Origin of the sequence: Bacillus sp. FSL H8-0547 (assembly GCA_038002745.1) — a bacterium.
Classification (GTDB): Bacteria; Bacillota; Bacilli; order Bacillales; family Bacillaceae; genus Bacillus_P.
The window spans coordinates 1,719,180-1,732,140 of the sequence record JBBODD010000001.1 but is presented as its reverse complement, the minus strand read 5'-3'; the positions used below and the strand labels follow the sequence as shown (position 1 = coordinate 1,732,140).

Annotated in this window: 10 protein-coding genes and 2 tRNA genes; all 12 read left to right on the top strand. The window is 45.5% G+C overall.

Going from position 1 to position 12,961, the window contains the following annotated elements:
• Positions 1 to 69 precede the first annotated feature (69 nt).
• The 12 genes from mfd to spoIIE all read left to right on the top strand — a co-directional run bounded on the left by mfd (position 70) and on the right by spoIIE (position 12,866).
• Positions 70 to 3,606, top strand: coding sequence for a transcription-repair coupling factor (gene mfd, locus MHB63_08595; GenBank protein MEK3806594.1), 3,537 nt, complete (start codon positions 70 to 72; stop codon positions 3,604 to 3,606).
• Positions 3,607 to 3,794: 188 nt separating this feature from the next.
• Positions 3,795 to 4,331, top strand: a complete 537-nt coding sequence (gene spoVT, locus MHB63_08590) for a stage V sporulation protein T (GenBank protein ID MEK3806593.1) — start codon at positions 3,795 to 3,797, stop codon at positions 4,329 to 4,331.
• Between the two features lie 160 nt (positions 4,332 to 4,491).
• On the top strand, positions 4,492 to 6,084 hold the full coding sequence (locus tag MHB63_08585; GenBank protein MEK3806592.1) for a polysaccharide biosynthesis protein: 1,593 nt from the start codon (positions 4,492 to 4,494) through the stop codon (positions 6,082 to 6,084).
• Positions 6,085 to 6,104: 20 nt separating this feature from the next.
• The gene (gene mazG / locus MHB63_08580) at positions 6,105 to 7,568 is read left to right on the top strand and encodes a nucleoside triphosphate pyrophosphohydrolase (protein MEK3806591.1); all 1,464 of its coding nucleotides are present in this window, start codon (positions 6,105 to 6,107) and stop codon (positions 7,566 to 7,568) included.
• 18 nt (positions 7,569 to 7,586) lie between these two features.
• On the top strand, positions 7,587 to 7,850 hold the full coding sequence (locus MHB63_08575) for an RNA-binding S4 domain-containing protein (protein MEK3806590.1): 264 nt from the start codon (positions 7,587 to 7,589) through the stop codon (positions 7,848 to 7,850).
• 82 nt (positions 7,851 to 7,932) lie between these two features.
• Positions 7,933 to 8,238, top strand: a complete 306-nt coding sequence (gene yabP / locus MHB63_08570) for a sporulation protein YabP (GenBank protein MEK3806589.1) — start codon at positions 7,933 to 7,935, stop codon at positions 8,236 to 8,238.
• Positions 8,235 to 8,864 (top strand): spore cortex biosynthesis protein YabQ, encoded by a 630-nt coding sequence (gene yabQ, locus MHB63_08565; GenBank protein ID MEK3806588.1) that lies wholly within the window; start codon positions 8,235 to 8,237, stop codon positions 8,862 to 8,864. The genes yabP and yabQ overlap by 4 nt, the downstream gene beginning before the upstream one ends.
• A gap of 12 nt (positions 8,865 to 8,876) precedes the next feature.
• Positions 8,877 to 9,257 carry a septum formation initiator family protein gene (locus tag MHB63_08560; protein ID MEK3806587.1) on the top strand — a complete coding sequence of 127 codons (381 nt, stop codon included), beginning with the start codon at positions 8,877 to 8,879 and terminating at the stop codon, positions 9,255 to 9,257.
• 81 nt (positions 9,258 to 9,338) lie between these two features.
• On the top strand, positions 9,339 to 9,791 hold the full coding sequence (locus tag MHB63_08555) for a S1 domain-containing RNA-binding protein (GenBank protein ID MEK3806586.1): 453 nt from the start codon (positions 9,339 to 9,341) through the stop codon (positions 9,789 to 9,791).
• Positions 9,792 to 9,961: 170 nt separating this feature from the next.
• Positions 9,962 to 10,038: transfer RNA gene (locus MHB63_08550), tRNA-Met, on the top strand.
• A 9-nt stretch (positions 10,039 to 10,047) separates the two neighbouring features.
• Positions 10,048 to 10,119, top strand: a tRNA-Glu gene (locus MHB63_08545).
• 266 nt (positions 10,120 to 10,385) lie between these two features.
• A complete protein-coding gene (gene spoIIE, locus MHB63_08540) occupies positions 10,386 to 12,866 on the top strand; it encodes a stage II sporulation protein E (protein ID MEK3806585.1) in 2,481 nt (826 codons plus the stop codon).
• Positions 12,867 to 12,961: the final 95 nt, after the last annotated feature.

Genomic DNA, 12,961 nt, shown 5'->3' with positions numbered 1-12,961 from the left:
GCAGATCCTGTCCTGCTTCATTCGGATAGATAAACGGCTGAAACACTGCCGAACGGGGAGGTTCCACCTTTGCAAAGTTTGCAGCATTACTTTTATGAAAACGATGATTTTCAAACCATCTTACAGGGGATACAGGGAGGGTTAAAAGAGCAGCTTGTTGCCGGACTGTCGGGTTCTGCACGCTCTTTGTTCACTTCTTCACTCTTTAAGCATGCAGACAAACCGCTCCTTGTGATTACCCATAACCTTTTTCAGGCTCAGAAAATTTATGAGGACCTGACGAACCTGGCCGGAGATCAGGTGCTTCTCTACCCGGTCAATGAACTCATTGCATCTGAGCTTGCGATAGCAAGCCCTGAGCTTAAAGCACAGCGGATGGATGTTTTAAACCAGCTTTCTCAGGACAAAAAGAGAGTGGTTGTTGCGCCGATTGCGGCGCTGAGACGATTTTTGCCGCCAAAAGAAGAATGGACAAGGAATCAGTTTCATCTAAAGCTCGGTCAGGATCTTGACCTGGATGAAATTCTCGCCTCATTGGTGACAATGGGCTACGCAAGGGCCGGCATGGTTTCTGCACCGGGCGAGTTCAGTCTGCGCGGAGGGATTATCGACATTTATCCGCTGACAGAAGAATATCCTGTCCGCATCGAGCTGTTTGATACAGAAATTGATTCAATCCGCACCTTTAACAGTGAAGATCAGCGTTCGATTGAAAAATTGAAAGAGATCCACATAGGACCTGCAGAAGAGCTCGTTGTTGACGGGGAGCGAATCAAGATATGCATTGAAAAACTGGAACAGGCGCTTGCATACAGCCTAAAACGACTTAAAGACGATAAGCAAAAAGAAATCCTTGCAGAAAATATCGGGTATGAGCTTGAACAGCTCAGAAACGGCCAGTTTAATCAGGAAATGGTGAAATATCTCACCTTCTTCTATGAGCAGCCTGCTAGTTTACTAGATTATTTTCCGGAACAGACCATTGTTGTAATGGATGAGATCAGCCGGATACAGGAAATGTATGAGAGTCTTGAAAAAGATGAGGCAGACTGGTATACAAGCCTGCTTGAGCACGGGAAGATCGTGAACAATATAAAGCTGTCGCACGATTATTCAGATGTGCTGACAAAAACGAAGCATCCCCTTGTCTATCTCTCGCTGTTTGTGCGCCACGTCCCGCATACAAGCCCGCAAAACATACTGAATGTCTCGTGCAAGCAGATGCAGAATTTCCACGGGCAGATGAATGTGCTGAAAAGTGAGATTGAACGCTGGAAGAAAGCGAATTTTTCCGTCGTTTTCCTTGGCGCTACAGAAGAGCGGGTCAAAAAGCTTGAAGCTGTTTTAAGTGACTACGAAATCAATGCTGCCTTTTTAAAGAAAAATGAGACACCAAAGCTTGGGAATCTGTACATGATGGAGGGTGACCTTCAGACGGGCTTTGAGCTTCCGATGCAGAAACTTGCAGTCGTAACGGAGGAGGAGCTCTTTAAGAAGAGGGTTAAAAAGCAGCCGAGAAGCCAGAAAATCTCAAATGCTGAACGAATTAAAAGCTACTCTGAACTTCAGGTCGGCGACCACGTTGTGCATGTCAATCACGGGATCGGGAAGTACCTCGGAATTGAAACGCTTGTCATTAACGGTGTTCACAAGGATTATCTTCACATCCGCTATCAGGGAAGCGACAAGCTTTATGTTCCTGTTGAGCAAATTGACCTTATCCAGAAATATGTTGGATCTGAAGGCAAAGAGCCTAAGATTTATAAGCTTGGCGGAAGTGACTGGAAGCGAGTAAAACGGAAGGTTGAATCGTCTGTACAGGATATAGCAGATGATTTGATTAAGCTCTATGCTGAGCGCGAGGCAAGCGTCGGGTATGGATTTTCGCCTGACAGCGAAATGCAGCGCGAGTTTGAAGCCGCTTTCCCTTATCAGGAAACAGAAGATCAGCTTCGCTCGATTCATGAAATTAAACATGATATGGAACGGGAACGGCCGATGGACCGGCTGTTGTGCGGAGACGTGGGCTACGGAAAGACAGAGGTTGCCATCAGGGCTGCCTTTAAAGCGGTTGCTGACGGCAAACAGGTCGCCCTGCTTGTACCTACGACCATTCTTGCCCAACAGCACTATGAAACCGTCCGTGAGCGTTTTCAGGACTATCCGATTAATATCGGTCTGTTAAGCAGATTCAAAACGAGAAAAGAGATGAATGAGACTGTAAAAGGTCTTAAAAATGGAACGGTGGATATGGTGATCGGGACCCACCGCCTTCTCTCAAAAGACGTACAGTATAAAGAGCTGGGGCTTCTCATCATTGACGAGGAACAGCGTTTTGGCGTTACGCATAAAGAAAAAATCAAGCAGATGAAAGCAAACATTGACGTGCTCACGCTTACGGCTACACCGATTCCGCGAACGCTTCACATGTCCATGCTCGGAGTGCGCGATTTGTCTGTAATTGAAACGCCGCCTGAAAACAGGTTTCCGGTTCAGACTTATGTCGTTGAATACAACGGCGGTTTTGTCCGAGAAGCCATCGAGCGGGAACTTGCACGCGGAGGACAGGTCTATTTCCTCTATAACAGAGTGGATGATATTGACCGTAAAGCAGATGAGATTTCCATGCTTGTCCCTGACGCAAGGGTGACCTATGCACACGGAAAAATGACAGAAAATGAACTTGAGTCAACCATGCTTAATTTCCTTGACGGACAATTTGATGTGCTTGTCAGCACGACGATTATTGAAACCGGCGTTGATATTCCAAATGTAAATACGCTGATTGTCCATGATGCAGACAAGATGGGCCTCTCTCAGCTCTATCAGCTTAGAGGCCGGGTTGGACGTTCAAGCAGAATTGCCTATGCATATTTCACTTACCGGAAAGATAAAGTTCTGACTGAGGTGGCAGAGAAACGTCTGCAGGCGATCAAAGAATTTACGGAGCTTGGTTCAGGCTTTAAAATTGCTATGCGGGACCTCTCCATCCGCGGAGCGGGAAATCTGCTTGGTGCCCAGCAGCATGGATTTATTGATTCCGTGGGATTTGACCTGTACTCTCAAATGCTGAAAGAAGCAATTGAAGAGCGGCGCGTGGAAGGGCCGAAAGAAAAACCGTTCCAGGTTGAAATTGATCTTGAAGTCGATGCGTACCTTCCTGAGACATACATTTCAGACGGCAGACAGAAAATCGACATCTACAAGCGCTTTAGAGCAATCTCTTCTCTCGCCGACCTAGAAGAGCTGCAGGAGGAAATCATTGACCGCTTCGGAGATTATCCTCAGGAAGTAAACGACCTTATGCAGATTGCCAAGCTTAAAGTGTTTGCCGTTCAGGAAAAAGTGGAGATGATCAAGCAGGAGAAGGACACGGTGTCCATCTATGTCAGCGAAGAGACAAGCGCGCAAGTAGACGGCCAGAAGCTGTTTGATCTGAGCAATCAATATGGACGCGCGGTCGGCCTTGGCATGGACGGGAAACGCCTGAAGATGACGATTCAAATCAAGGGAGTTAAACCGGATAAATGGCTCAAAATCGCTGAAGGACTGCTGAACGGTCTTGGATCGGCAAAAAAAGAAGAGATTTCTGCAAAAGGGGTTTAGATCTGCCCCGGACTGTCTAAGCTGTTGAAGAAAATACTGCCTAATCAAGAAAATTTCACTGATGTTGTGTATATTGCGTGTATGGCTGAAGGATACTATCCGTAAGAAATGGTGGTTGTTGCAAAGAGTTCCTGCGAGCAAGCAATCATCAACTACTCAATCATCAAGTGAAAGTGAGGCAGCATTAGATGAAAGCAACTGGTATAGTACGACGTATTGATGATTTAGGCCGCGTGGTGATTCCAAAGGAAATCCGCAGAACTCTGCGCATCCGTGAGGGAGATCCGCTTGAAATCTTTGTCGACCGCGACGGTGAAGTTATCTTAAAGAAATACTCCCCGATCAGTGAACTGAGTGATTTTGCAAAGGAATATGCCGACGCTCTGTATGACAGCCTTGGACATCCAGTCCTGATTTGTGACCGTGATACCTACATAGCAGTATCAGGCGGTTCAAAAAAGGAATACATGAACAAAAACATCAGCGAGCAGGTTGAAAAAGCAATGGAAGACCGCAGCTCTTTGCTGAATACTGAGGGCGGCAGCGTCGAGCTGATTGACGGCAATGCAGAAGAACTTAAATCGTTCACAGTCGGACCGATCGTTGCAAATGGAGATCCAATCGGAGCAGTAGTCATTTTTTCGAAGGATCAGTCTGTTGGGGAAGTTGAACATAAAGCAGTAGAAACAGCTGCAGGCTTTTTAGCCCGTCAGATGGAACAATAGTCTTTATTTATACCGTTTTAATCAGGCAGCAGCTTTTGCTGCCTTTTCTTATGCCTAAAAGAGGGAAAAATAGACAAAAAGGGCCGCTGAGTAAGATTTGAAGGGAGTTTCTTATGATATAATAGGCTCGGTTAGCTTACTATGGAAGGAGAATTGGACGATGGACGTCCGTTCCGGGCCATCAAAACATCTTTTTTTGCAGGGGACAGCGGTTTTAACCATTGCCGCTCTGCTCATTAAAGTCATGAGTGCGGCATACCGTGTGCCTTATCAAAATATAGTCGGTGACATCGGCTTTTATATTTACCAGCAGGTCTATCCGTTTTACGGTATAGCCATCATGCTCGCTACGACGGGATTCCCGGTCATTATTTCGAAGATGATGATTGAGTTCGGAGAAAAAGGAAATGCGTCGTCAAACTCGAAAATTTTAAGAGTGTCTTTTCTGTTTTTATTTGCAGCGGGACTTATCTTTTATCTGACCTTATACATAGGCTCCGATCAGCTCGCTTCGTTCATGGGGGACCTTGAGCTTGCGCCGTTAATCAGAGTAATCTCTTTTTCTTTTTTGCTTGTTCCGTTTGTATCTATTTTAAGGGGCTATTTTCAGGGAGAGGAAAACATGCTGCCGACTGCCGTATCCCAGGTGGCGGAGCAGGGAATCAGAGTTTTGACGATTCTCATCTTTTCCTATTTGCTCATTAATAACGGGTACTCATTGTACGAAGCAGGACAAGGAGCCCTTTTCGGTTCCCTTACAGGAGGGTTTGCTGCTTTCATTCTGCTGGCCTTTTTTTTGTCAAAAGACAAAAGGGGAGTATCCTTTTTTGGGAAAAATGACTCTTCAATAAGGACTGCAAGCATTCTCTCTTATTTGGTTAAGCACTCCCTTACCATTTCGATTACAAGCCTGATGATTATTTTTATTCAGCTGATTGATGCTATGCAGCTGTATTCGGAGCTATTAAAAAACGGCTTTGAGATGTCTGATGCCAAGAGGATGAAAGGGATCTACGATCGGGGCCAGCCTTTGATTCAGCTGGGAACCGTGGTTGCTACTTCCTTTTCGCTGTCGCTCGTCCCTTTGATTGCTTTTGCTAAGCGGAACGGAAATCAGGCAGTTATCTTTGAGAGGATCACAGCTTCATTAAAAATTTGTACCGTAGTCGGAGCAGGAGCATCAGCCGGTCTGATCATGATAATGGAACCGCTGAATATTATGCTTTTCAAAAAGGATTCGGGGACAGAGGTTCTTGCTGTTTTGAGCCTGTCTGTCATCTTTACTTCCTACTCTCTGACGCTCACCGCTATACTACAGGGTTTGAATTATACTGTTTTTCCTGCATTTGCTGTCCTAATTGGAACCGCAGCGAAACTCGCTTTGAATGAGCTGCTCGTTCCGGAATTTGGTACGGCAGGTGCAGCGGCTGCCACTGTTATAGCTTATGGTGTGATCGCGGGACTGAATGCCGGCTATCTGAAGTCAAAAGGGTACAGGCTTGCCGGAAGGGTGAATACAGGTAAGATTGCGGCTGCAGCGCTTATTATGATGGGAGCTCTCTTTGCCTATTCGGCTCTTTTTTCAGAAAGCTGGATGTCGGGAAACCGTTTGGCCGCATCAGCAGGGGCTCTTTGCGGAGCACTCTTCGGGGGAATGATCTACTTGATTGCCATCCTGAAATTATCTATATTTACACAAAAAGAACTTGAAGCTTTTCCGGGCGGAAAGAAGCTCGGAACGTTTTTAAAATAAAGGAAAAGGGGTATGAATATATGGCCAGGAAGATTACGGTTGTTGGACTTGGCGGCTCTGACGCAAGCCATATGCCGCTTGGGGTATACCGCAGACTCACTTCAGCATCTGCGCTGTACTTAAGAACAAAGGAGCATCCTGTTGTTGCAGAGCTTGGGGCAGAGCTTCCGGGCTATGTGTCCTTTGATTCTGTCTATGAAGAAAACAGCCAGTTCGGTGATGTATATAAAAAAATTGAAGAAGAGCTCTATAAAGAAGCAAATGACAGGGACATTGTTTATGCTGTTCCCGGACATCCCCTTGTTGCAGAGCAAACCGTTCAGTATCTTCTGCAAAACGGAAGAAAAAGGGGCTATGAGGTTGAGATTGCAGGAGGACAAAGCTTCCTGGATCCGACATTTACAGCACTCGGAATCGATCCGATTGACGGCTTTCAGATGGTGGACGGCCTGACGATGAAAAGAGAGCAGCTGAACTACAGGCAGCACCTGATTATCTGCCAGGTCTATGATCAAATGGTTGCTTCTGAAGTAAAGCTGACGCTGATGGAAGATCTGCCTGATGAGTATGAAGTGATGATCGTCACAGCAGCCGGAGGACGGGACGAAAAGATTGTTAAAGTCCCATTGTATGAACTGGACAGAGCCGCGGCGGTGGATAATTTAACAAGTGTCTATGTTCCTCCGATAAAAGAAGAAGAGCAGCTGAATCATCAATTCCAGACTTTGCGTTCAGTCATTGCCGAGCTTCGTGGGCCAAACGGCTGTCCATGGGACAAAAAGCAGACACACAGCTCTCTTAAGAGGTACTTAATTGAAGAATGCTATGAGCTGATCGAAGCGATCGACGAAGAGGACGACGACCACATGGTTGAAGAGCTCGGGGATGTACTGCTTCAGGTCATGCTGCATGCCCAAATCGGATCTGATGAAGGCATGTTTTCCATAGATGATGTGATTCGGACGCTGACGGATAAAATGATCCGGAGACACCCTCACGTCTTTGGGACGGCAGAGGTCCGTGATGAGGGAGAAGTCCTTGCCAACTGGCAGGAGATTAAGCGCGCGGAAAAAGGCTCACAGCAGAAGGAGCCGTTCCTAAAATCTGTAGCAGCTTCACTGCCTGCCCTGTCAAAGGCTTTTCATCTTCAGAAAAAAGCGGCTAAGGCAGGCTTTGACTGGGATGATGTGAACCCTGCATGGGACAAGGTGCAGGAGGAAATACAGGAATTCAAACACGAGTCAAAGGAATCAGATTCCAAAAAAGTGCTTGAAGAATTCGGGGACATCCTGTTTGCGCTCGTGAATATCGGAAGATTTTATGACGTAGAGCCAGAAACAGCGCTGACGTCTACTAACCATAAATTCACAAGACGATTCGAATATATTGAAAAGCGGGCTGAAGAGCTGAACAAACCGCTTGAGGACATGTCTTTAGAAGAAATGGACTCTTACTGGAATGAAGCGAAACAAAAGGGCCTGTAAAAAGGGAGTGCTTAAATCATGAGACTCGACAAATTTTTAAAAGTATCAAGATTGATTAAACGCCGGACGCTTGCAAAGGAAGTATCCGACCAGGGCAGGATTACTGTGAACGGAACGGTTGCAAAAGCCAGTTCAACTGTGAAAGAAGGGGACGAGCTCGCAATCCGCTTCGGACAAAAACGCATTACGGCCAAGGTCGAAAAACTGCAGGATTCTTCTAAGAAAGAAGATGCAGCCGGCATGTTCACAATCATAAAAGAAGAAAAGCTAAGCGAAGAATAGTCAGTAAGGGCTTGTTCTATTTTGCCCCCCTTTCTCATAGAAATAGATAAGAATATTTCTAAGAAGAATGCGGGGGCTGGCTATGAATCAATATTATGATAATGGATCACAGTCTAAAGGAACCATCCAGGAGCATGACGTGATTATGAGGGGCCGCAAGCTGCTGGACATCACAGGCGTAACCCATGTAGAAAGTTTTGACAATGAAGAGTTTCTTCTTGAGACGGTCATGGGCGCACTTGCCATTCGCGGGGAAAATCTGCAAATGAAAAACCTGGATGTCGACAAAGGCATTGTCTCCATCAAAGGGAGAGTTTTTGACCTTGTCTACCTGGATGACCAACAGACGGAGAAAGCTAAAGGACTCTTTAGCAAGTTGTTTAAATGACGCTGTCCGTTCAATTCCTGACCATGCTCAGCATGGTCGGATCCGGCTGTTTTATCGGAGTTTCCCTTGATACATACAGCCGTTTCCTCATGCGGTCAAAAAGAGCAAAATGGATTGTGTTTATAAATGACATCTTTTTCTGGCTGTTTCAGGGACTTCTTTTATTTTACGTTCTTCTCCAGGTTAATGAAGGCGAGTTCAGGGTATACATTCTCCTTGCCCTGCTGTGCGGATATGCTGCCTATCAGAGTCTTTTGAAAAAAATGTATCTGGCTGTTTTGGAATGGATGATAAGGTTTGCTGTCGGACTGTACAGGACAGCTTTAAGAATCGGAGATTTCATGTTGGTCAAGCCTGTCACAGGGCTGACAAAATTGCTCATTGCCATTGTCACCGGACTTGTCATCTTTTTATGGAAGTTGGTAAAATGGCTTTGCAGGCTGATATTCGGAACGCTTAAAGTGCTGATGGCTCCTGTCATCTGGATACTGAAAGGAATGCTTAAACTTGTTCCGGCAAGCATACGGAAATTCTTTCACAATTATTTCAAAAAAGCGGCAGGATTTCGTTTGAAAATCTTGAATATGTGTGGTAACTTATGGATTTTATGGAAAAAGAAGAAGTAAGGAGGCTAATGAATGAGTCTCGCTAAAGAACGGAAAATTACCCAGCTTCAGTCACAGTACGTGCAGCAGCAGGAGCGAAAAGACCAGATCATGAAACGGCGGAAACGCGGCCTTATCAGACGGCTGACGTTATTTGGATTAATTGCAGCGGTGACTTCAGTTATTGTTCTTTCGACCCTGATTTCCCAATCAAGCGCCATTGAAGAAAAGGCAGAAGAAAAGAAGAAGCTTGAGAGTAAGCTTGCTGAGCTTGAGAAAGAAGAAAAGGTGCTCGAAGAGGAAATTGTGAAGCTGAACGACGATGATTATATTGCAAAAATCGCACGCCGCGACTATTTTTTATCGGATGAGAACGAAATTATCTTCTCTTTGCCAAAAAAAGGTAAAGAGTAGTGTTGTTGACACTTGATTTTTACATTATGTATAATTAACTATAATGAGTTTTTATGTTTATTAAGGAGGAGCATTTTTTTTATGTCGATAGAAGTTGGCAGCAAGCTGCAAGGTAAGGTAACGGGCATTACAAATTTCGGAGCGTTCGTAGAGCTTTCTGGCGGCACTACAGGACTAGTCCATATCAGTGAAGTCGCTGATAATTACGTGAAGGATATTAACGATCACTTAAAAGTAGGTGACGAAGTTACTGTAAAAGTCATCAACGTAGAGAAAGACGGAAAAATCGGTTTATCCATCAAGAAAGCTATTGATCGTCCTGAGCGCCCAGAACGTCCAGACCGCCCGAACCGCTCAGACCGTCCAAACCGCCCAGATCGTCCAAGAGGAAGATCAAACACAAATGAGTTCCGTCCTAAAGAGAATTTCGAGCAAAAAATGAGCAGATTCCTTAAAGACAGCGAGGATCGCTTATCATCTCTAAAACGCAACACGGAATCAAAACGCGGCGGTCGCGGAGCAAGAAGAGGTTAACTTGCTGCTATCTGATATAAATGCTTAATTGTCAGGAGAGCACATGCGCGTGTGCTTTCTTTTTTTATGGGAAAAATGGCTCCTGAAAACTTTTTTAAACTTTTTGTTGACGAAAGAGACAATCCTTTGTATTATATATCTTGTGCCTAATACAAATGGCTTTTAAAAATGGCGGTGTAGCTCAGCTGGCTAGAGCGTACGGTTCATACCCGTGAGGTCGTGGGTTCGACTCCCTCCGCCGCTACCATTTTTAACTGGCCCGTTGGTCAAGCGGTTAAGACACCGCCCTTTCACGGCGGTAACACGGGTTCGAATCCCGTACGGGTCATCATACAAACCCCGGTTCTCTTATTTGAGAGCCGGGTTTTTTTGTATGCTGTCTCCTTTTGGTTTCCTGCAATTTCCCCCGGTTGCGACTCATTTCTCAGACTGTTTACCCCCTTTTCCTGTAAAATGACCCTGTTTTTCGTGCATTTTGTCGCTATTCAAAAAAACAGTCGAACGTTTCTTGGTATACCGGCCCCTCGTTTGACAAATTCTTTTTTGAGCCTTCTATATAATAGCCGTAATATCAAAAAACGGGGGAATGAAAATATGGAAAAGGTAGAAAGAAGGGTAATCGAGCCGATGACAGAAGTCAGCCTTGAAAGAACGCATCAGTGGTTCAATCGTTCTTTGAACCGTTTTGGGACAAGAATGCAGCTTCTTTTTTTACATAGAGGCCTGCTGTTTGTGCTGATTGGCTTTCTGCTTGGACGGGCTTTAATCCTGACAGAGGTGCTTCCGTTTGCATTGCCGTTTTTCGGAGCCGTTCTGCTGATGAAAAAAGATAAAGCGCTTTTTGCTTCGCTTGCTCTGATCGGAGGAGCAGCCACCATCTCCTGGCAAACCTCTCTCTTTGTCACCGCCTCAATCTTCGTCTTCCTGGTGATGAAAAAGCTGGCATCCTTTCTTTATAAAGACAAGATGAAGGCACTGCCGTTTGTTGTCTTTCTTTCTATGATGGTGACGAGGGTCGGGTACTTTTATCTCCAGGGCCCGCTTACTCTCTACGATTATATGATGGCAGGAGTCGAATCCGGCCTTGCCTTCATCCTTTCGCTCATCTTCCTGCAGAGTCTGCCTCTTCTTTCTGCAAAGAAGTACAAGCAGTCACTTAAAATAGAAGAAATCATCTGCATTATGATTCTTCTTGCCTCTGTCCTGACAGGGTTTGTCGGTGTCACTTATCAGGAACTTCAGGCTGAGCACATCTTTTCACGCTATATTGTCCTGCTGTTTGCCTTTATCGGGGGCTCAAGCATCGGCTGTACGGTCGGTGTGGTAACGGGATTGATTTTGAGTCTTGCAAACGTAGGGAATTTATATCAGATGAGCCTCCTTGCATTTTCGGGGCTTCTTGGAGGCCTGCTAAAAGAAGGGCAGAAGTTTGGGGCGGCAATCGGACTGCTGATTGGATCGCTGCTTATTACCCTGTACGGAGAGGGTTCAACGGATCTGATGAAAAACCTGACAGAATCCGTTATTGCCATTGGTCTGTTTTTGCTGACCCCGAAGGCGATCACCAATAAGCTGGCCAAGCACATCCCTGGTACGAACGAGCACACCCAGGAGCAGCAGCAGTACATGCGGAAAATCAGGGATGTGACCGCTCACAGGGTCGATCAGTTCTCACAGGTTTTTTATGCTCTTTCTGAAAGCTTTGCCACCTTCTATGAAAAAAGCGAAGAATCAGAAGACCAGCGGGGAACAGACCTGTTCTTAAGCACGATTACGGAAAAAACGTGCCAGACCTGCTTTAAAAAAGAAAGGTGCTGGGTTCAGAATTTTGATACAACCTATGAGTTTATGAAGGCTATTATGGATGAAAGCAAAGAAAATACGTACCACAGCAACCGCAAGCTGAAAAAAGAGTTTGAAAAGTACTGCTCAAAACCGAAAAAGGTGGAAGAGGCTATTGAGCAGGAAATCAACTATTATGATGCGAACGAAAAGCTGAAGCAGCAAGTGCAGGAAAGCAGGCGGCTTGTAGCGGAACAGCTGCTTGGTGTGTCTCAGGTCATGGAGGATTTTTCAAAAGAAATCAAGCGTGAACGGGAGAATCATTTTGTGCAGGAGGAGCAGATTCTCGAAGCGCTCCAGAGCTTTGGCATTGAGATAGGGCACGTTGATATATACAGTCTTGAACAGGGAAATGTCGATATTGAAATGAGCATCCCGTTTTGCAATGGCCACGGGGAGTGCGAAAAAATCATAGCTCCGATGCTGTCTGATATTCTTGAGGAATCCATTATTGTGAAACGTGAGGAATGCTCAAGCTATCCGAACGGCTACTGTCATGTATCGTTCGGGTCTTCAAGAACGTATCGGGTTGATTCGGGTGTTGCCCATGCGGCAAAAGGCGGAGGTCTCGTTTCGGGAGACAGCTACTCAACTATTGAGCTTGGTTTCGGCAAATATGCGATTGCAATCAGCGACGGTATGGGAAACGGAGTAAGAGCCCATTTTGAGAGCAATGAAACCATTAAGCTGCTTCAGAAAATTCTTCAGTCCGGAATTGAAGAAAAGGTAGCGATTAAAACGATAAATTCCATTCTGTCCCTGAGAACGACAGATGAAATTTTTTCCACGCTTGACCTTGCGATTGTCGATCTGCAGGATGCTACATGCAAGTTTCTTAAAATCGGTTCTACGCCAAGCTTTATTAAACGCGGAGACCAGATCATGAAAATACAGGCAAGCAATCTTCCGATGGGCATCATCGATGAGTTTGATGTGGAAGTCGTGGGAGAGCAGCTGAAAGCGGGAGATCTGCTGATTATGATGAGCGACGGCATCTTTGAAGGGCCGAAGCATGTAGAGAACCACGATCTTTGGATGAAGCGGAAGATCAAAGAGCTTGAGACAATGGATCCTCAGGAGGTCGCAGATTTAATTATGGAGGAGGTTATAAGGACACGGGGCGGGAAGATTGAAGACGATATGACCGTTGTCGTTGCTAAAGTCGACCATAATACACCGAAATGGGCATCCATTCCGACTGCGAAACATATTAAAAAGCAAGGGGCGGTTTAACGCTTTAAAGCCTTCTTTCAGAGTATAAAACTCTTTATTACTGGCGAGGATGATACTACATTATTTCCTTGGTGATAAGAGGATATCTGGAGGGG

What these genes read in the sequence shown, in the direction of transcription:
- spoVT (MEK3806593.1), top strand. Translation starts at nt 3,795, where the DNA reads ATGAAAGCAACTGGTATAGTACGACGTATTGATGATTTAGGCCGCGTG.
- yabQ (MEK3806588.1), top strand. Translation starts at nt 8,235, where the DNA reads ATGACGCTGTCCGTTCAATTCCTGACCATGCTCAGCATGGTCGGATCC.
- MHB63_08555 (MEK3806586.1), top strand. Translation starts at nt 9,339, where the DNA reads ATGTCGATAGAAGTTGGCAGCAAGCTGCAAGGTAAGGTAACGGGCATT.
- MHB63_08585 (MEK3806592.1), top strand. Translation starts at nt 4,492, where the DNA reads ATGGACGTCCGTTCCGGGCCATCAAAACATCTTTTTTTGCAGGGGACA.
- yabP (MEK3806589.1), top strand. Translation starts at nt 7,933, where the DNA reads ATGAATCAATATTATGATAATGGATCACAGTCTAAAGGAACCATCCAG.
- mazG (MEK3806591.1), top strand. Translation starts at nt 6,105, where the DNA reads ATGGCCAGGAAGATTACGGTTGTTGGACTTGGCGGCTCTGACGCAAGC.
- MHB63_08575 (MEK3806590.1), top strand. Translation starts at nt 7,587, where the DNA reads ATGAGACTCGACAAATTTTTAAAAGTATCAAGATTGATTAAACGCCGG.
- spoIIE (MEK3806585.1), top strand. Translation starts at nt 10,386, where the DNA reads ATGGAAAAGGTAGAAAGAAGGGTAATCGAGCCGATGACAGAAGTCAGC.
- MHB63_08560 (MEK3806587.1), top strand. Translation starts at nt 8,877, where the DNA reads ATGAGTCTCGCTAAAGAACGGAAAATTACCCAGCTTCAGTCACAGTAC.